General features: G+C 64.4%; 2 protein-coding genes. Both read right to left on the minus strand.

The features are described from left to right. Positions 1–245: RidA family protein (locus tag EN738_RS35025; RefSeq protein ID WP_145967073.1), on the minus strand; the 245-nt coding region annotated here is incomplete at its 3' end. A 43-nt stretch (positions 246–288) separates the two neighbouring features. Continuing rightward, positions 289–432: acyl-CoA dehydrogenase family protein (locus EN738_RS35030; protein ID WP_145967074.1), on the minus strand; the 144-nt coding region annotated here is incomplete at its 5' end.

Genomic DNA, 432 nt, shown 5'->3' on the forward strand with positions numbered 1-432 from the left:
GCCTTGTCGGTGAAATACCAGGTCATCGAGGTGATGTGCCGCGGTTCGCCGCCGGCTTCGGCGAGCACCGTGACGACATTGGCGAGCGTCTGGCGCACCTGGCCGACGAAGTCGTCGGTCTCGAACTTGCATTCGGCGTTCCAGCCGACCTGGCCGCCGATGAAAACCAGCCGCCCGCCGGCCGCGACGCCATTGGCGTAGCCGATCGGTTTGGCCCAGCCTTTCGGCTGCAGGATGGTGTGCACGTCTAGCTCCCCCTAGTTCAAATACGGTTCGCAAGGCATGATCTCATGCCGCCCCAATGACCTGCCTGGCGATCACCACCTTCTGCACATCCGAGGCTCCCTCGTAGATTCGCAGCGCCCGGATCTCGCGGTAGAGGCTCTCGACGATGTGGCCCTTGCGCACGCCATCGCCGCCATGCAGCTGCAC

Source organism: Mesorhizobium sp. M4B.F.Ca.ET.017.02.2.1, assembly GCF_003998955.1.
In the GTDB taxonomy this organism is placed as follows: Bacteria; Pseudomonadota; Alphaproteobacteria; order Rhizobiales; family Rhizobiaceae; genus Mesorhizobium; species Mesorhizobium abyssinicae.